This is a genomic window from Elizabethkingia sp. YR214 (genome assembly GCF_003058195.1).
In the GTDB taxonomy this organism is placed as follows: Bacteria; Bacteroidota; Bacteroidia; order Flavobacteriales; family Weeksellaceae; genus Elizabethkingia.
The window spans coordinates 259,164-277,954 of the sequence record NZ_QBUH01000004.1; the positions used below are offsets into that span (position 1 = coordinate 259,164).

At 35.6% G+C, this 18,791-nt stretch carries 21 protein-coding genes; 17 read left to right on the forward strand and 4 right to left on the reverse strand.

The features are described 5' to 3' along the window. Entirely contained in the window at positions 1 to 615 is a 615-nt protein-coding gene (locus C8J95_RS09765; RefSeq protein WP_009090550.1) for a deoxynucleoside kinase, read from the forward strand. Positions 616 to 629: 14 nt separating this feature from the next. Further along, positions 630 to 977 carry an arsenate reductase (glutaredoxin) gene (arsC, locus tag C8J95_RS09770; RefSeq protein WP_107808173.1) on the forward strand — a complete coding sequence of 116 codons (348 nt, stop codon included), beginning with the start codon at positions 630 to 632 and terminating at the stop codon, positions 975 to 977. A gap of 63 nt (positions 978 to 1,040) precedes the next feature. Here arsC and C8J95_RS09775 read toward each other — a convergent pair whose 3' ends face one another. Further along, entirely contained in the window at positions 1,041 to 3,437 is a 2,397-nt protein-coding gene (locus tag C8J95_RS09775; protein WP_107808174.1) for a hypothetical protein, read from the reverse strand. Positions 3,438 to 3,589: 152 nt separating this feature from the next. Further along, on the reverse strand, positions 3,590 to 5,809 hold the full coding sequence (locus C8J95_RS09780; RefSeq protein WP_107808175.1) for an NADP-dependent isocitrate dehydrogenase: 2,220 nt from the start codon (positions 5,807 to 5,809) through the stop codon (positions 3,590 to 3,592). 162 nt (positions 5,810 to 5,971) lie between these two features. Between C8J95_RS09780 and proC the strand changes: the two genes are divergently transcribed. Further along, on the forward strand, positions 5,972 to 6,760 hold the full coding sequence (gene proC, locus C8J95_RS09785; protein ID WP_107808176.1) for a pyrroline-5-carboxylate reductase: 789 nt from the start codon (positions 5,972 to 5,974) through the stop codon (positions 6,758 to 6,760). A 3-nt stretch (positions 6,761 to 6,763) separates the two neighbouring features. Here the strand turns inward: proC and C8J95_RS09790 are convergent, their stop codons facing one another. Further along, positions 6,764 to 7,291, reverse strand: a complete 528-nt coding sequence (locus C8J95_RS09790; protein WP_107808177.1) for a DUF4442 domain-containing protein — start codon at positions 7,289 to 7,291, stop codon at positions 6,764 to 6,766. 295 nt (positions 7,292 to 7,586) lie between these two features. Here C8J95_RS09790 and tpx point away from each other — a divergent pair, with 295 nt between their 5' ends. The 14 genes from tpx (at position 7,587) to C8J95_RS09860 (ending at position 18,030) form a co-directional block, all read left to right on the forward strand. Beyond that, positions 7,587 to 8,084 (forward strand): thiol peroxidase, encoded by a 498-nt coding sequence (gene tpx, locus C8J95_RS09795; RefSeq protein ID WP_059322426.1) that lies wholly within the window; start codon positions 7,587 to 7,589, stop codon positions 8,082 to 8,084. Positions 8,085 to 8,156: 72 nt separating this feature from the next. Continuing rightward, a complete protein-coding gene (locus C8J95_RS09800; RefSeq protein WP_107808178.1) occupies positions 8,157 to 9,368 on the forward strand; it encodes a DUF763 domain-containing protein in 1,212 nt (403 codons plus the stop codon). 13 nt (positions 9,369 to 9,381) lie between these two features. Beyond that, positions 9,382 to 9,768, forward strand: coding sequence for a glyoxalase superfamily protein (locus C8J95_RS09805; protein WP_107808179.1), 387 nt, complete (start codon positions 9,382 to 9,384; stop codon positions 9,766 to 9,768). Then, positions 9,752 to 10,339: a Crp/Fnr family transcriptional regulator gene (locus tag C8J95_RS09810; protein ID WP_107808180.1), complete on the forward strand. Its 588-nt coding sequence runs from the start codon at positions 9,752 to 9,754 to the stop codon at positions 10,337 to 10,339. Before C8J95_RS09805 ends, C8J95_RS09810 begins: the two co-directional genes overlap by 17 nt. A 198-nt stretch (positions 10,340 to 10,537) precedes the next feature. Then, a complete protein-coding gene (locus C8J95_RS09815; RefSeq protein ID WP_107808181.1) occupies positions 10,538 to 11,062 on the forward strand; it encodes a DinB family protein in 525 nt (174 codons plus the stop codon). Positions 11,063 to 11,064: 2 nt separating this feature from the next. Beyond that, positions 11,065 to 11,838, forward strand: coding sequence for an alpha/beta fold hydrolase (locus C8J95_RS09820; protein ID WP_107808182.1), 774 nt, complete (start codon positions 11,065 to 11,067; stop codon positions 11,836 to 11,838). Between the two features lie 18 nt (positions 11,839 to 11,856). Beyond that, positions 11,857 to 12,297 carry a VOC family protein gene (locus tag C8J95_RS09825; RefSeq protein WP_107808183.1) on the forward strand — a complete coding sequence of 147 codons (441 nt, stop codon included), beginning with the start codon at positions 11,857 to 11,859 and terminating at the stop codon, positions 12,295 to 12,297. A 110-nt stretch (positions 12,298 to 12,407) separates the two neighbouring features. Beyond that, the gene (locus C8J95_RS09830; RefSeq protein ID WP_107808184.1) at positions 12,408 to 12,818 is read left to right on the forward strand and encodes an SRPBCC family protein; all 411 of its coding nucleotides are present in this window, start codon (positions 12,408 to 12,410) and stop codon (positions 12,816 to 12,818) included. Positions 12,819 to 12,828: 10 nt separating this feature from the next. Continuing rightward, positions 12,829 to 13,683, forward strand: coding sequence for a VOC family protein (locus tag C8J95_RS09835; RefSeq protein WP_107808185.1), 855 nt, complete (start codon positions 12,829 to 12,831; stop codon positions 13,681 to 13,683). A gap of 26 nt (positions 13,684 to 13,709) precedes the next feature. Further along, positions 13,710 to 14,132: an ATPase gene (locus C8J95_RS09840; RefSeq protein ID WP_107808186.1), complete on the forward strand. Its 423-nt coding sequence runs from the start codon at positions 13,710 to 13,712 to the stop codon at positions 14,130 to 14,132. A gap of 33 nt (positions 14,133 to 14,165) precedes the next feature. After that, the gene (locus tag C8J95_RS09845; protein WP_107808187.1) at positions 14,166 to 14,603 is read left to right on the forward strand and encodes an SRPBCC domain-containing protein; all 438 of its coding nucleotides are present in this window, start codon (positions 14,166 to 14,168) and stop codon (positions 14,601 to 14,603) included. Further along, positions 14,604 to 15,062, forward strand: coding sequence for a DoxX family protein (locus C8J95_RS09850; RefSeq protein WP_107808188.1), 459 nt, complete (start codon positions 14,604 to 14,606; stop codon positions 15,060 to 15,062). Between the two features lie 114 nt (positions 15,063 to 15,176). Further along, on the forward strand, positions 15,177 to 17,180 hold the full coding sequence (locus C8J95_RS09855; RefSeq protein WP_107808189.1) for a S9 family peptidase: 2,004 nt from the start codon (positions 15,177 to 15,179) through the stop codon (positions 17,178 to 17,180). Positions 17,181 to 17,382: 202 nt separating this feature from the next. Beyond that, positions 17,383 to 18,030, forward strand: coding sequence for a J domain-containing protein (locus C8J95_RS09860; protein WP_107808190.1), 648 nt, complete (start codon positions 17,383 to 17,385; stop codon positions 18,028 to 18,030). Positions 18,031 to 18,223: 193 nt separating this feature from the next. On the opposite strand, the gene C8J95_RS09865 is transcribed toward C8J95_RS09860, so the two are convergent. Continuing rightward, the gene (locus C8J95_RS09865; protein WP_107808191.1) at positions 18,224 to 18,787 is read right to left on the reverse strand and encodes a tyrosine-protein phosphatase; all 564 of its coding nucleotides are present in this window, start codon (positions 18,785 to 18,787) and stop codon (positions 18,224 to 18,226) included. Between the last annotated feature and the right edge of the window lie 4 nt (positions 18,788 to 18,791).

Here is an 18,791-nt window from a genome sequence, read left to right on the forward strand (position 1 = left end):
ATGCACATTGCGGTAACAGGAAATATAGGGGCTGGAAAAACTACGCTCACAACGATGTTGGCTAAACATTACGGATGGGAAGCGCAGTTTGAAGATGTAGATCACAATCCGTATCTGGATGATTTCTACCACGACATGGCTAAATGGGCGTTTAACCTTCAGATCTACTTTTTAGGAAGTCGCTTTAAGCAAATTAAAGAGATTCGTGAAAGTGGTAAAAATGTTATTCAGGACAGAACCATCTATGAAGATGCTCATATATTTGCTGAAAACCTTAATGATATGGGGCTTTTAACTGAACGAGATTTCAATAACTATAAATCGGTATTCAATCTGATGAAAACTTTCGTATCAGCTCCGGATTTATTGATCTATCTGAGAGCCGACATTTCTAAATTAGTGGCTCAGATTGCAAAAAGAGGAAGAGATTATGAAGCAGGAATCAGCATTGATTATCTTTCGAAACTGAATGACAAATACGAAAAATGGATTAAGGGTTATGATGAAGGAAAATTGCTTATCATAGACGTTAATGATATTGATTTTGTAGAAAAACCAGAAGACTTTGGTTTTATCTTAGATAGTATTGATAGTAACCTGAATGGCCTTTTCTAAAAATTAACCAGACAATGGGAATACAAATCTTACATAACAGCAGATGCTCTAAATCCAGAGAAGCATTACAGTATCTGGAAGAACAGAAAATAGACTTTGAACTTATTAATATTATTCAGAATCCGCTGAGTAAAGAAGAGGTAGTATCAGTACTGCAAAAGCTTGGAATAAAAGCTGAAGATCTGGTAAGAAAGAGTGATGCACTGTTTAAAGAAAAATATGCAGGTCAGGAATTAAATGAGGAGGACTGGATTAATGTTTTAGTAGATAATCCGACACTAATCCAAAGACCCATTGTTATAAAAGATAATAAAGCCGTTATTGGCAGGCCATTAGAAAATATAATAGACTTTTTAAAATAAAAAATCAGTCAATTTATACCAAAATAAAATACCCGAAGAATATCTCTTCGGGTATTTTATTTATTATTGCATTTTACCATTATAGTACAAAGGTTTATCATCCTTATCAAAACCTATAATAATAACCTGATAGTTCGTCGGGGTATCATTATTATAAAACTGTATTGCGGAAGGAGCTTTATCCTGAGCTTTTAAATCGGGATTCCAGTACAATACATCACGTGTATCGCTTGGAATAGTCTTATAGGCTTCTTTACTATAATCAGGGTTATAAAACTCTGCTACTTTATCATAACCTAAAATAGTTGCGGTATTATCCATAAAAGGATCTTTTACGGCCGGAGTAGCAGGCTGGGTGTCTCCTCTTCGGGTATATATAGCAACGGCATTTCCAAGAAGACCGGAGCCTTTAATCACTTTTACCATGGCAATATTACTTACAGGGGTGCTATTAATCATGCTGGCATCCATAGGAACTTCATCCATATATAATTTAGCCTGTCCCCCTCTTATATATGGTACGTAATTTCCACTGGAATCCATTTGGAAAGTTAATCCGGCAACTCTGCCTTGTAACCATTGTAATATATTTTGAGAGCTTTGTGCATCCTGATTTTCATTGACAAGATCGAATACCTGTTCATTCATACTTCTGAACATCCCACTACTCAATTTGTCATTAAGTATTCTCTTCTCATCCCTCTTTTTTGCCTTTAGCTGTACTTCTTTGATCAGAATTTCATTGTCATGTATCAACTTCTGATTCTTTTTGTTAGCTATTGCACGAGCTATTTCCGGTGCAGGAGTATCATTTGTAGTCTGACGGTCTTCCAGATGGTATTGTGTAGCCGGTAATGAACTTCTGTAAGTAACAAAATCGACAGTTGGCTCAAAAGCTATTCTAAGATTGGGTGGATTACTAGCTGCTTTGTTTAAAGTATTTAGAAAATAGGTAACCTTTATTGGTTCATCGGTATTTATATTGTGTAACATGAAATAGCCTCCATCATCAGTCTGTACTTCATTAATCACTGTGTTATCAAGCGTTTTGAATATTAGGTTTGCAGAAGTATTTGGAAGAGGTCTGCTGTTGACTGTCAATTTTCCTCTATAGGAAAAATAAGGCTCAGGGTTATACTTTATATCAGGTGTTTTTCCTGCCATTACAGCATTCCAGTCAAAGCGATTCCATTTTTCAGAAATCAGTATACCGTCCAGAGCTTCTGTGTTTGCATTTTTTGTAAAATACTGCGCTGGTGCATTTATTTTTGAAGAAAAATCACCAGTAAGCCATAAGGCACTTAAAATGTTATTTTTCTCAGTATTTTTAGCATCATCACGGACAACCACTGTGTAATTGGAATAATTTTCCTGAGGCGGAACTTCAATTGTATTGTAAGCACGGGCTGTTTTATCGGCTTGTGAATATGAAACAGCAGGTTGAGTTACATGTAGCTGCGAAGGATCTATGAAACATAATCTTTGAGCAACAAGGTTCTCTTTTTCATCAAATACAGCCAGTTGTAGTATACCATTCATCTTATTACTAATAGAAGATGGGATGGTACTTGATGCTTCTTTATTATTGACGCTGATATTGGCTTTATAGGCCAGTAAATTACTGACAGTACCAATAACTTTATAATCCTTCAATCCGGGAAGATTATTGCTTTTCAGTGTATACTGGATACCTTTTGCTGTATTGGCTATTTGTATATGTACACCAGTATCTTTTGCTACAGGTAAATCTATGTTTTGCTTTACACCGTTGTTATCTTCGACAACAACTTGGTATGTTTTTCCTTTTTTGGGTGTAATACTAAATACTCCTATATTTTGGTCTAAACCTTTGAAACTGGTAATTTTTTCAGAGGGGTTGTCTTTGTCCGTTACATAACCATGCCATTCTGATGGGGGAGTACCTTCGGTTTGAAGCCTTACAGCAAATTTGGTAGGCAGGTTTTCTATAAAGGTACCACCTTCAGGATAAGCTTTAGCCGTCCATTTAGAGTCGTTATTAATAACCAGCTTTTGAGGAGAAGCTGGATTGTATACCGGAATAGGCTGTACGAGCTGGAACTCTTCACCAAAATTAGCCATCCATGTAGTATAGGCTCTAACGAAATAAACATCTTCTTTTAATTTTTCAGAAAGATTAATGCTGCCGTTACCCTCACCATTATTGATAGGAAATACCTTTTTAGCAATTATACTTTTATTGCTGTCATACAGTTCAACAAACAAAGAAGATGATATTGTGGACCGGTTATAACCATCAAAAACAAAGGCCTTGAACCACATGTTTTCTCCGGAGATGTATTTCTCTTTATCAAAAAGGAGATAAACTTTTTCCTGAGCATATTTTTGATCGAGTATTTGAATTGCCTGATCAATTTTATTTTGTGCTTTTATATTGTAAATGAAAGATAGACAGATTGAAAGTATAATTCTGTTTTTCATGCTAATAATGGATCTTGATTTTAACTTAGAAATTTAGTGATTTTTCAGATATGTAGCACGAGTTTTTATTTAATATAATAGATGTACATACAGAAATAAAAAACCGGATACTAAAAGCATCCGGTTTATATAAATTATATATTTATCAGGAACTAGATTCCGTCAATAATAGCATTCAATGTAGCACTTGGTCTCATTGCTGCATAAGTTTTTACCTCATCAGTTTTGTAGTAACCATCGATGTTTTGAGGTTGTCCTTGTGCTCCGATTAATTCTTCATTAATCTTAGCCTCATTTTCCTGCATGTTTTGTGCAATTGGCTTGAATTGTGCAGCAATCTCCGCATTTGCAGTCTGGTTAGCCAATGCTTCAGCCCAATACATAGCAAGGTAGAAGTGAGAACCTCTGTTATCAATTTGACCTACTTTTCTTGCTGGAGATTTATCAGTAGCAAGGAATTTAGCGTTAGCTTCATCCAATGCATCTGCTAATACCTGAGATTTAGAATTGTTCTGAGTTTGTGCTAAATGCTCTAAAGAAGCCTGAAGTGCCAGGAATTCACCTAATGAATCCCATCTTAAGTATCCTTCTTCCAAGAACTGCTCAACGTGCTTAGGTGCAGAACCTCCGGCTCCGGTTTCGAATAAACCACCACCATTCATTAACGGAACAATAGAAAGCATTTTTGCAGAAGTTCCAAGCTCAAGAATTGGGAAAAGGTCAGTTAGGTAATCTCTTAATACGTTTCCGGAAACAGAAATTGTATCTTTCCCTTCTCTCGCTCTTCTTAAAGTTTCAGTCATTGCATCCATTACATCAAGAATTCTGATGTCAAGGCCTGTAGTATCATAATCTTTAAGATATTTCTCTACTTTTTTGATGATTTCTCTATCGTGAGCTCTTCCTTTGTCTAACCAGAAAATAGCAGGTGTTTCAGATAGTCTGGATCTGTTTACTGCTAATTTTACCCAGTCCTGGATAGGAGCATCTTTAGTCTGACACATTCTAAAGATATCATCTTTTTCTACTTTCTGAGAAAGAAGAACGCTTCCAGCTTCATCCTGAACCTCTACAGTTCCGTCAGCTTTTACCTGGAAAGTTTTATCATGAGAACCATATTCTTCAGCTTTCTGAGCCATTAAACCTACGTTAGGAACAGAACCCATAGTTGTAGGATCTAATTTTCCGTGAGCTTTCATATCATCAATTACAGCCTGATAGAAACCAGCATAAGAACGATCCGGGATAATAGCAACAGTATCTTCTTCTTTCCCTTCTTTGTTCCACATCTTACCACCACCTCTTACAAGAGCAGCCATAGATGCATCGACAATAATATCAGAAGGAACGTGGAAGTTAGTAATACCTTTATCAGAGTTTACCATAGCAACTCTTGGTCCGTTAGCTAAAGCTGCTTCAATATCAGCTTTGATATCAGCTTCCTGAGCATTTCCTTTGATTTTCTCAAAAAGATCAGCAAGACCATTGTTAGGATTTATATCTAATGACTTGAAAGTCTCAGCATATTTTGTAAATACATTTTTGAAGAAAGTTTCCACAATAGCTCCAAAGATAATAGGATCTGAAATCTTCATCATGGTAGCTTTCAGGTGAGCAGAAAGAAGAACGTTTTTGTTTTTTGCCTCCTCAATAGCTTGCTGAACGAAAACTTTTAATGCATTAAGGTTCATTACAGAAGAATCGATTACCTCACCAGCTTGAAGAGGTGCGAAGTCCTTTAGTACAGTTTCAGAACCATCATTTCCTTTGAATACGATTCTGAATTTAGTAGCGTTTTCTATAGTAGTAGATGTTTCAGTACCATAGAAGTCTCCACTGTTCATATGAGCAACATCTGTTTTGCTATCAGAAGCCCAGTCGCCCATCCTGTGAGGGTTAGCTTTAGCATAGTTCTTAACTGCTTTTGGAGCACGTCTGTCAGAATTTCCTTCTCTTAACACTGGGTTTACAGCACTTCCTAAAACCTTAGCATATTTAGCCTTAATTGCTTTTTCCTCATCATTTTTCGGTTCAGCAGGATAGTTCGGAACAGCAAAACCTTTTCCTTGTAATTCAGCAATAGCTGCATCTAATTGCGGAACAGAAGCTGAAATATTTGGTAACTTAATGATGTTAGTATCAGGTTTGGTTGCTAATTCACCTAATTCTGTCAATGCATCACCGATCTTTTGATCGTCCTTTAAGAATTCCGGGAAATTTGCTAAAATTCTTCCTGCTAAAGAAATATCAGGAACAGCGATTTCGATATCTGCTGATTTTGTAAATGCCTTTACAATTGGTAAAAACGAGTGTGTAGCCAACATAGGCGCTTCATCCGTTAGTGTGTAGTAGATTTTTGATTTTTCTGACATTCTTTTTTGTTTTTTTAAACTTAGTTATAAAAAGAGAGCCCCTCTCTATGATCTATTTTTTAGAGTAACAAATTTACTGTTTTTAGAATGATTTTTAGAACAAATCGCCAAAAATGAAGTACATTTATTGTGATAAAAGAATAAACTAAAAACCAAATGTCTATGAAGATAGCTGTATTAGGGACGGGAAACCTTGGACTTTCCATTATAAAGGGCATTTTAAAGTCCGGTGAGAATTATCAGATTATAGCTACGAGAAGAAATACTAAGTCCATTGCTTTTCTGGAAAAAGATGGTGTTGAAGTAACTTCAGATAATGCTTATGCAATTACACAATCAGATATTGTTATTGTAGCACTTAAACCTTTTAATATTCTGGAAGTATTAAAAGAATACAGGCAGTACTTTACCCCCGACAAAATCCTTGTTTCTATGGCAACAGGAATTAGCATACAGCAAATTCAGGAAGCAATCGAAAATAAAGCTGTTACAACTATGCGTGCAATGCCGAATACAGCTTCGGATGTAGGAGAATCTTTAACTTGTTTGGTATATAATGGACAGGAAAAAGACAAGTTGGAAAGTGTGAAAAGCCTGCTTTCTCATGTTGGAAGCGTTATACAGATCAATGAAGACCTTATGGAAGCAGCAACTGTTTTGGGAGCATGCGGAATTGCTTATGTGCTAAGGTTTATGCGTGCAATGGTGCAAGGGGGAATTCAGATTGGGTTTGATGCTAAGACAGCTGTTCAGATTGTAAACCAGACTGTAAAAGGAGCTGCTGAATTATTAATACAGAATCAGAATCATCCGGAAGACGAAATAGACAAAGTAACGACGCCTAAAGGCTGTACTATTGTTGGTCTTAATGAAATGGAGCATCAGGGCTTTAGCTCATCTCTTATTAAGGGAATAAACGCTTCCTTTCAGAAGATTGAGAAGAAAGCCTAAATTTTATAGTTTGGCTTTTTCCTTCCTTTTCATTTTATAATAGGCCTTTCCTGCGATATAGATAGTCTTTTTTACTTCACAATAAACAATCGTTTTGCTTTGGTTGGTTAGTTGGGTTGTCTTTATAATTTCAATTTCGTTCTGACTTTCAACTTGTTCAATTATTTGTTCAAGCTCTTCTTTTGTGTATGTAAATTCGGCATATAAATCTACATTTCCCGGACGTTTGAAAGATATCTGAGCAGATTTGTCCCATACAACATACTGGTGTCCCAATAGATTAATCAGTTGTACCATTGGGATAGGATCAACTGCCGAAAACATACTTCCACCAAATATGGTTCCCATATAATTTCGGTTTTTATAGCTAATGGGTAATTTAATTTGTACATCGAGTAAGTCAGGAGACACAGATGTGATTCTTGCTGTACTCCTTCTGTACATAGGAGAAAGATTGAATCCCCATTTCATAAGTTTAGGTAACCCTATATACTTGGAACCAATGACTGAAATTTTTTGATAGAAAGACATAAACTGAATATTTTAGTTTAGAAACATTTATATATATAATGCTTTCAAATAAAAGCTAGATAAAATAATGTAAAATATTCCATATGCAATTGAAATTCAGTATTAAATATAATGTCTGGCATATCAAGCTTCCAAAATACAAGCTTATGCATTAAGATATAGATATTGTTATTTCTGTGGTGTGTTTTTTTGTGTGCTTTTCTTGTACTGAAATTTATGATAAATTTAAAATGAACTATCAGTAGAAATTTAGAAGAATTCTGTATTTTTATCTAATAATTAAAAAGACGAAATAATGGCAAACATTACACTAAAAGGAAATGCGATTTCTACAGTAGGAAATCTTCCGAATATTGGAGAACAATTAAAAGACTTTACATTGGTAAATGCTGATTTGTCTGAAAAGACTTTGGCAGATTACAACGGGAAAAAAGTTGTACTGAATATCTTCCCAAGCATTGATACCGGAGTTTGTGCAGCTTCTGCAAGAAAATTCAATCAGGAAGCTTCTAACTTGGATAATACAGTTGTGGTAAACGTTTCTAAAGATTTACCTTTTGCATTAGGTAGATTCTGTGCAGCAGAAGGATTAGATAATGTAGATACATTATCTGACTTCAGAGGACACTTTGGTGACGATTATGGAGTTACTTTAGCAGATTCTCCACTAAAAGGATTATTAAGCCGTGCAGTTGTAGTGGCGGATGAGAACGGAAATGTTGTTTATACAGAGCAGGTTCCCGAAATTGCTCAGGAGCCAAACTATGATGCTGCTCTTGCTGCTTTAAAATAATTTAAGAACAAAAAATCATAAAAAAACGACTTCGCAATTCTTTTTCGGAGTCGTTTTTTTTATCTTAGATGTATGAAACGTTCAGGAACTGCAGACTTACCATTACACTACGGAAAGGTTCCCGCTTGGTTATACGAGCGGATGTCTGCTCTTGGACTTTCTATAGTAGAGGTTATATTGGCAGATTATGGGAAAGAAGAAGTCGTAAGACGGCTGTCCGATCCTTTCTGGTTTCAAAGTTTTGGAGCTGTATTAGGAATGGATTGGCATTCTTCAGGTATTACAACTTCTGTAATGGGTTCTTTAAAAAGAGCTATTAATCCGAATTCCCAAAGTTTAGGACTTTATATATGTGGAGGAAAAGGAAAATATTCCAGAGATACTCCACAGGAGCTGCTTCAGATCGCAGATAAAACCGGACTAAACGGAACAGAATTGGTAAAAGCCAGTAAATTGTCTGCAAAAGTAGATAATACAGCTATTCAAGATGGTTACCAGTTATACCAACATAATTTTGTTGTCACGGATAGTGGCAATTGGTGTGTAATTCAGCAAGGTTTAAACGATGCTGATGGTACAGCAAGGCGCTATCATTGGTTATCGGAAAATCTTACCTCTTTTATAGAAGAACCACATACCGGGATAAATGGAATTTCTAAAGGAACGATTCTAAATCTTACAGCTACAGAAGCCTCAGATAACAGAAAAGGAATTCTCGATATTTCTCATACTGATTCAGCAAAGATTATGCAGGACTTTGCCACGTTGATTCTACCTGCACATCATGATGTAAGAGCTACAGATATAGATCTTAAACGATTGGGAGCATTACTCTATGTTACCAGAGAGCAACAGCCTCAAAACTTTGAAGATCTTCTTATGTTGGAAGGAGTAGGTCCCCGTACCATGCAATCGCTGGCGCTGGTTAGTGAAGTTATTCATGGCGCTCCCTCGCGTTTCAAAGATCCTGCCCGTTTTTCGTTTGCACACGGCGGAAAAGATGGACATCCGTTTCCTGTTCCTATAAAAATCTATGATGAAAGTATTCAGATCCTCCAGAAAGGAATAGAAAAATCTAAACTGGGAAATTCTGATAAGCTGAAATCAATTAATAAATTGCATCAGATTGTACTGGATGCTGAAAAGAACTTTACACCCAATTTTGACATTCAACAGGTCATAGAAGAAGAAAGAAGTGTGTCGTGGCAATATGGTGGAAAGTCTACAATGGGAGACGCTAAGAAGCCAGATACTCCAAAAGCTATACAATTATCATTATTCTAAAAATATTTTTGTTATGAAAGCTGAAGCCGTTATTCCTGTTTTAAGAATGTTTGACTATCAGAAGGCAAAAGAGTTTTATGTAGATTGGTTGGGGTTTGATATTCTGTGGGAACATACATTTGAAGATAATTTTCCTATTTATATGGAAATACAGAGAGCCAATATTAAATTCCACCTTAGTGAACATCATGGTGATGGTACTCCCGGAACCAATATATTTATCTGGTGTAGCGGAATAGAGGATTTTCATAAAGAACTCTCTGCGAAAAACTATAAATATAATAAACCCGGATTGGCAGAAACATTTTACGGAGCATTATCTTTTACAGTCACTGATCCGTTCGGAAATAATATTATCTTTAACCAAAAACTGGAAGAAAATTATGAATCCGATTTATAAAGAAATATATCAGCACTTTATGCTGTCCGATGAAGATATAATTCTGATTGCGGAGAAGCATAAGGTAACAGAAACAGAAAAAGGAAAAATATTTCTGCATGAAGGAGAAACTGCCAACGAATATTATTTATTGGAAAAAGGACTGGTACGTGCTTTTGTATACGATTATGATAACAACGAAATCACAACTGAGTTTTTTACAGAAGGAGATATTGTTATTGTTCCGGCTTCGCTTTTTCAGAGAACTCCTTCTCAGGAAAATCTTCAGACAGTAACGGATTGTACACTGCTGAAAATAGAATTTGACGATTTTCAGCATATTTATCATACCATTCCCGGATTTAGTGAGTGGGGACGTCTTTGGTTCAGTTATCAGGTTTTTTCCATGAAACAGCGTTCTCTGGATATGATTACATTATCCGCAACCAAACGTTATCTGAATCTGATGGAACAAAAGCCAGGTGTAGTCAGATTTGCTCCTCTAAAGCAAATTGCTTCCTATCTTGGTGTAACAGATACTTCTCTTAGCAGAATTCGGAAAGAACTGGTTTCTCATAAAAAAGAATCTTAAAATATTATTGGCATGGACATTTTGTTCATGCTATTATTTTTTTAGCAAATTAGTGCTGTACACAAAAACCAGTAGTATGAGCTAAAATAGATAAAACTCTTTTATATTTCTTGCCCTATGGCAAGTCCATATTATATTATTCACTCTTAATTTTGATAAAGAAATGAGATAGTTTAAACCGACTTAAAACAATTACAAATGAATGCACCAAAATCATTAAAATTAGAAGTCATCATTCCTGCGTACAGGATGCATACCCAGACCTTTCTGAATGTACTGGACGGAATTACAGAAGAAGATGCACTGAAAAGAATTGACGGACGAACCAATCATATCATCTGGATGGCCGGAAACTATGTAAACGTTCGCTATGCTATTGCTCATATACTGGGAGAAGTAACAGAAGATCCGTATCAGGATTTATTTTTTATGGGAAAAGCACTAGATGAAAGCTTTTCTTATCCTTCTCTGAAAGAATTGAAAGACAGCTTTCATGCTGTTTCCCCAAAAGCCTATCAGAAGCTTTTAGAAGCTACTGATGAGCAACTATCCGAAATGTTTCCTATTAATATGAATATCCCTTTTATTAAAGAAGATAAGCTCAACTTTATAGGAATGTGTATCGGACGTCAGGATTACCTATGTGGACAAATGGGATTGATGCGGCGTTTGCTCAATTATCCCGGAATGAAATATGACACGGATAATAATATTCTGTATTAAATATGGAACCGCATAAGGCCGGATATTTGGATATCAATGGTATCCGTTTATACCACGAAATTTACGGAGAAGGGAAACCTTTAGTATTAGTTCATGGCGGAGGATCTTCTATACGACAAGACTTTAAGGAGGTCATTAACAGGCTACATAACGAGCGGAGGCTTATCGGAATAGATTTGCAAAATCATGGAAAATCTGATCACAGAGACGTTCCGGAAACCTTTGAACAGGATGCAAAAGACATTATAGCTGCTCTTGATAAACTGAATATTGAAAAAGCTTCATTCTTTGGCTTTAGTAATGGTGCAACAAGCATTATGAAAATCGCAGAACTTTTCCCCGATAGAGTAGAGAAGATAATTGCTGCATCCGGAGTTTATAAAAGAAAAGGAATGGTGGATGGTTTTTTTGAGGGAATGGAAAATGCTACAATAGAAATAATGCCGGACTACCTTAAGGAGAATTTCTTAAAGCTGACACCGGATGAGGACAAACTTCATAATATGTTTCGGAAAGACAGCCAGAGAATGATAAACTTTGAAGACTGGGATAATAAGACAATACAGAATATTCAGAAACCTGTATTTCTTATTTACGGAGACAGAGATGTGATAAAAATATCTCATGCTGCCGATTTGCATACGCTACTTCCGGATTCGCGGCTGCTGGTACTTCCTACAGGGCATGGTACTTATATGATGGCCGATGAACACGGAAATACAAATAACAGAATGATAGATTTTACACTATTAAAGATCAAAAAATTTTTACAATAACCTTCAAATTTTATTACAATGCCTAAATTAAACCCATACCTCAATTTTGATGGTAAAGCCGAAGAAGCTTTTAATTTTTACAAATCTGTTTTCGGAGGAGAATTCCTTGGTGATATTCATAAAATGGGGAATGCTCCCGGTACCGAAAACTTATCTGAAGAAGCAAAAAACAGAGTAATGCATATTGCATTACCAATAGGAAATGATTTATTAATGGCCTCTGATATTGTTCCGGAATTTGGACAAAGTCTTCAGTTAGGAAACAATAACTATGTCTCTATTTTTCCTGAATCCAGAGATGAAGCAGAAAAACTATTTAAAGGTCTTTCTGAAGGCGGAACTATAGAAATGCCTCTGGAAGACCAGTTCTGGGGAGATTATTTTGGCTGTTTTACAGATAAATTTGATGTAAAATGGATGATTAATTATAGTGGCGATAAAGGCTACGAAAATCAATAATGAATAAACTTGTCAGGGCCTAAAACCCTGACAAGTTTTAATCTGTCAACAACTACATTAAGATAAAAATCAATTTCAGTATTTTAGATAAACTAATTAATTCAAATATCATGGAACAAATCACAATAGAAACAACTGTAAATGCTCCTGTAGAAAAAGTTTGGGATTATTTTAATCAACCAGAACATATTACCCAATGGAATTTTGCTCACGAAAGTTGGTTTTGTCCTTCCTCTGAAAACGATTTGAGAGTAGGCGGGAAGTTCAATAACAGAATGGAAGCCAAAGATGGAAGTTTTGGATTTAACTTTGAGGGAACTTATGATGAGGTCGTTCCTCAGCAGCTAATCAGATATCATATGCCAGATGGTAGGAAGGTTTCCACAACTTTTGAAGTAGTAGAAGACGGGACAAAAATTACCACAGCTTTCGATCCCGAAGCAGAAAATCCTGTTGAAATGCAAAAAGACGGATGGAATGCAATCTTAGGCAGTTTTAGCCAGTACACAGAAACACACTAAAAATAAAAAAATGAATAATGATATTTTTCCATGTCTTTGGTGCAATGGAGACGCGAAGGAATCAGCAGAATTTTATTGCCAGGTATTTGGTGGGAAAATTACAGTAGATACACCTGTTGTAATAAATATAGAATTGTTCGGGCAAAAGCTTATGCTACTGAATGCAGGGCCACAGTTTGAGAAAAATCCTTCGATATCTTTTCTGATAAATTGTGCCTCCGAGGAAGATGTACAACATTACTGGAATATGTTATCTGAAGGCGGAATGGCATTAATGGAACTCGGCTCTTATCCGTGGAGCAAGAAATACGGATGGATTAAAGATAAATATGGCACAACCTGGGAACTCTATTTTGGAGAAATGCAGGAACAAAGAATGGTACCTACGCTAATGTTTATGCATAAAAATAATGGAAAGGCAATGGAAGCAATGGAATTCTATACCAGTACATTTCCGGACTCTAAGATTGAGGGTGTTCTGAAGTATAAAGATGGTGGTGAGAATGCAGAAAATCCTGAAAATGTACAGCATGCTCAGTTTACTATCAATAATTATATGCTAGGTTGTATGGATTCTTCTTTTGACCACAAGTTTGACTTCAATGAAGGAATATCTTTGGTCATGATGACAAATGATCAAAAAGAAACAGATCATCTTTGGAATACATTGATATCCGGAGGAGGAAGGGAGAGTATGTGTGGCTGGTTGAAGGATCAATATGGTGTCAGCTGGCAAATTGTTCCTAAAAAACTAATTGAATTGATGAATGATTCTAATCCTGAAAAATCACAAAAAGTTGTTCAGGCTATGCTTAAAATGCAGAAGATTATAATTACCGATTTGGAGACAGCATATCACTCCTAAATAATTAATTTATAATATTGTATCTCATGGAAAAACTTTTTTATCAGATTCAGATCAATGCTGCTCCAGATAAAATATGGAAAGTATTATGGGATGATGTTACTTATACACAGTGGACATCAGTTTTTTCCGAAGGCTCTTTTTATAAAGGAACTTTGGAAGAGGGAAGTATTGTGAAATTTTTCGATCCTAATAATAATGGTATGTATAGCCGTATTGAAAAAAATGTTCCGAATAAAGAAATGAAATTTCTGCATCTTGGTGAAATTTATGACGGTGTAGAGAAGGCACAAAACTGGGGAGAAGCAACAGAATCTTATATATTGGAAGAAACCGGAAACGGAACAATTCTTAAAGGAGAAATACAGACCCCAGAAGAATTTAAAAGTTTCTTTGAAGATAAGTTTCCGAAAGCATTGGAAATTGTGAAAAGTCTAGCTGAGAAATAGCAACTGAATTTTATAACCTTAAAAGATATATTTATGGAAACCTTAGCATATGAATATGAAATCAATGCTTCACCACAGAAAATCTGGGATATCTTGTGGAGTGAAGCAACCTATAATGAATGGACAAAATTTTTCGGTTCAGATTCTGTTATGAAATCGGATTGGAAAGTAGGCGGACGTACATTATTTGTGAACAGCAAAGGAGACGGAATGGTCTCGACTATTGATAGTCTTAAAGAACCTCATCAGATCGTATTTAAACATTTGGGAATGATATTAAATGGGATTGAAGATCTCCATAGTAAAGAAATTATGGAATGGAGCGGAGCCCAAGAAAAGTATTTTCTTACAAATTTGGGGGATAAGACCAAACTTCATGTTGAGGTTCAGGTAGATGAGAAATGGAAAGATGATATGGATAAAGGATTTATCAAAGGACTCGGATTGGTAAAAGAATTAGCAGAAAAATAAATGAAATTATTATCCATACTCTTTAGTGTATTTATTATAGCCCTGCTCGGAACAAAAATTATTCAGGGAGAATGGAACTGGATTTTTTCAGGTAATCTGGGGATGGCTGTATTTATTATTTTTACAGGGTTTTCTCACTTTAAGTTTCAGAAAGGAATGGCTCTGATGATTCCGGACTTTATTCCTTACAAAATGTTCTGGGTATATTTTACCGGAGTATTGGAAATAGCAGCCGGAATAGGATTAATGTTGCCACAACTGAGAGAAATAACAGCCATTTTGCTTATTGTTTTTTATATTGCTGTATTTATAGCCAATATTAATTCCTCGAAAAAACGGATCAATATTTTTAAAGCTGACTATACGGGCCCGGGAATGACATATTTGTATAAAGAAAGAATACCTATGCAGATTATTCTGATCGCCTGGGCATGGTACTTTGGGATTTATTTACACTAGATAATAAATAAAATTTTGCAGATAAATCATATTGAGTGTAACATTTTGGTGTTATAAATAGTCTTATTAGTAAATAGCTGTTTTTCAGCTAACCTAATCACTAAAATATGAGTTATGAAATTAAACACTAAACTTTTTATAACCGCTCAGGTTGTAATAACTGCTGCAATGATGAATGCACAAAGCGCTACTACTAAATTACCGGGAGATGCTACATTACCATCTACCAAGGCAAATTTAGAACAATTGGTTTCCTACGATAAAGGGAATTTCAAATATAAGGTCGAAGATTATTTTGCACGGCCAAAAGCTTCACAATTTAAAATATCGCCAGATGGACAATTTTTGTCTTACAAAGAAAAAGATAACAACAAGAAGAATCACGTTTATGTTAAAGATCTGAAATCCGGAAAAATAACTAAGGCTATTGAAGAAAAAGAAGATCTGATTAAAAGTTATGGATGGTTAAGCAAAAATCGTCTGTATTTTACTCAGGATAAGGGTGGAAATGAGAATATCCACTTATATGCAGCGGATACTGATGGTAAAAATCTTAAAGATCTTACACCATTTGAAGGTGTGAAGATAGGATTTGCAATGCCTGTAAAAGATACCGACTTTGTTGTGGTTACCATGAATAAAAACAACAAACAAATCTTTGAACCTTTCAAAATAAACTTTGTTACTGGTGAAACGACCCAACTACTGGAAAATAAAGACCCTAAGAATCCTATTAATGATTATATATTCGATAAAGACGGAAATCTTAGAGGATACACAATATTGGTAAACGGATTAACAACTCATACTTATTACAAAGATCTTCAGACAGGAAAATTCAATCTTCTGAAAAAAGCTGACTGGTCGGATACATTCTATATTACCAGCTTCAATGAAAACTCTAAGAACAAAGATGAAGCCTATGTAGTAACTAATCTGGATGGTGATAAAACAAAAATTGTTTTATATGATCTGAAAAAAAATGCTGTGATTAAAGAAGTTTATTCTAATCCGGTATACGATGTGAGCTCTATAAGTCTTGCAGGTAAAAACAGAAATTATGAACTGGATTTTATAAGCTATGAAGGAGAAAGAGAAGAGACTATACCGGTAAGTAAATTCTATAAAGAAGTACACAATCAGTTAAAATCTGAATTTGGAGATAAAGACTTTTCTGTAGTCTCTTCCGATGATAACAATAACAAACTTCTGGTTATTGTAAGCAGTGATAAGCTATATGGAACCTACTACGAATATGATACAAAAACTAAAAAGACTAAACTTTTATATGATCTGATGCCTCAGTTGAAGCCTGAAGATATGGCTGAAATGAGACCTATTACTTTCAAAAGCCGGGACGGACTTACAATACATGGCTATATTACCTTGCCTAAGGCAGCATTGGAAGGTAAAAAAGTACCATTAGTTGTAAATCCTCATGGCGGTCCACAAGGAGTCCGTGATAGCTGGGGCTTCAATCCTGAAACACAATTGTTTGCCAGTCGTGGTTATGCTACATTACAGGTGAACTTCAGAATATCCGGAGGTTATGGAAAAAGCTTCCAGAAAACAGGATATAAGCAAATTGGTAGAAAGGCAATGGATGATGTAGAAGATGGAGTAAAATATGCAATAGAACAAGGTTGGGCAGACAAAGATAAAATCGCTATCTACGGTGGAAGCCATGGTGGTTATGCTACATTAATGGGGCTTATAAAAACACCTGACCTTTATGCATGCGGTGTAGACTATGTAGGGGTTTCCAATATCTTTACATTCTTCGATTCGTTCCCGGAATACTGGAAACCTTACAAAGAAATGGTAAAACAAATCTGGTATGATCTGGATAATCCTGAAGAAGCTAAAATTGCTAAAGAGGTTTCTCCTGTATTCCAGATTGATAAGATAAAGAAACCATTGTTCGTAGTACAGGGAGCCAATGATCCGAGAGTAAACATTAATGAATCGGATCAGATTGTAAAAGGTCTGCGGGCAAAAGGTTTTGATGTTCCGTATATGGTAAAATATGATGAAGGCCATGGATTTGGTAAAGAACCAAACAGAATTGAGCTTTATACCTATATGCTGGGCTTCTTTGCAAAGAATTTTAATAAATAAATCAATTAATAAAGAAACGAAAAGTATCTGCTTTTCGTTTCTTTGGTTATATGCCTCTGAATACAAGAATATAAAACAAAAACATACAAGATATTTTCACTGGAATTTAAACCTTTAAAAACAAGAAAATGAGTCTTACGTTTTTATATTACATTAGTCGTATCGGGAAATAAATTGTTATTTTTGCTTCACAATTCCCATTGTGAAGGACTATTACTACTTTCTCGGTATTTCTGTTGACGCTTCAGACGAAGACGTCAGGAAGGCTTATCGTAAATTATCTCTAAAGTACCATCCTGATAAAAGTGAGAACGATCCTTTTTTCGAAAATCGCTTTAGAGAAGTACAGGAAGCCTACAATACACTAAGTGACGAGGATCGGCGCAGAACCTATGATCATCTTCTGAGTCTTGAACAGAAAAATGCGAAATCTAATCTGCCGCCACGCATAAAGTCTTTTCATGCGAACAAGATTCGTGTGGTAAAAGGAGAAGAAATTATTATTACCTGGCAGACTTTTGATGCTGATGTTGTGAAAATTCACCCCTTTGGACTGGAAAAGTCCTATGGTGAAAAGAAATTTATTGTCAATGATTTTGATACTGAAGGAAGGTTTCAGCTTATACTGAATGCGACAAATACCCTGCTGAATCAAACAGTTGCAAATGGCATTACAATTACAGAGGTTTTTGAAGTAGAAAGAGAAGAATTTCCGGTAGCTGAAGAAAAAGCAGCTGAGGTAAGAAAAGCTACTGAAGAAGAAGAACAGCTTCCAATTTATATAAAATGGGGAATAGCAGCGGCAGCTGTTATTTTAGTGATCCTTTATTTACTGATGAAAAAGCATTAAGCCATTTTCAGACGGCCCGGGCACTTTTTGCAACGCTTTCCTTTTTTGAATTTTTTACAACATTTCTTCTTGTCACAGTACATTTCTTCGGTATGATTAAATGCTGGTGCTAGTGGAGCAACTCTGAAAGGGATGATGTTAGATTTCATGTTGCAAATATAAATTAATTTAGAATAAGTACAAATAAAAATAGCTATTTAAGTACCTGTTCTTTAATATGATTTATATCTGCATTTTGGATATAAGTAATTAAACCCGGATAAAACCAGTGATAATTGTAGCCACCGCGTTTCATCTCTTCGATAGCCTGATCTTTGCTCCAATTCTGAAAAATAATGCGGTACATAGCTATCGTAACTCCGGTTCTGTCACTTCCATGTGCACAATGTACCACAATAGGCTTAGGAGCTGTTTTTAGTATTCTTAAAGCTTCAATTATGTCTTTATCCGACATCTGTGAGGCTTTCATCGGAACACTATACAATTTGCCTTTATATGTGCTTCCTGCTACAGCAATAAGATCTTTGTGCTGACGTCTCAGATCCAGGATAGATGCCATCTGTTTTTCCTGGAAAAAGTGAAAGCCCGCATTATCGGGCTTTTCACTTCTATAAATGCTGTCGTTAACTTTATGCAGATTGTGAAAAGGCTTTTCTGTAACTTTTGTTGCCCAGTTTTCAGGTCGTGGACCTTTCAAACTTCTGGAAGTACAAGCCATTGTACTAAATGCTAAAACTATAACGATTGTTTTTTTCATATTT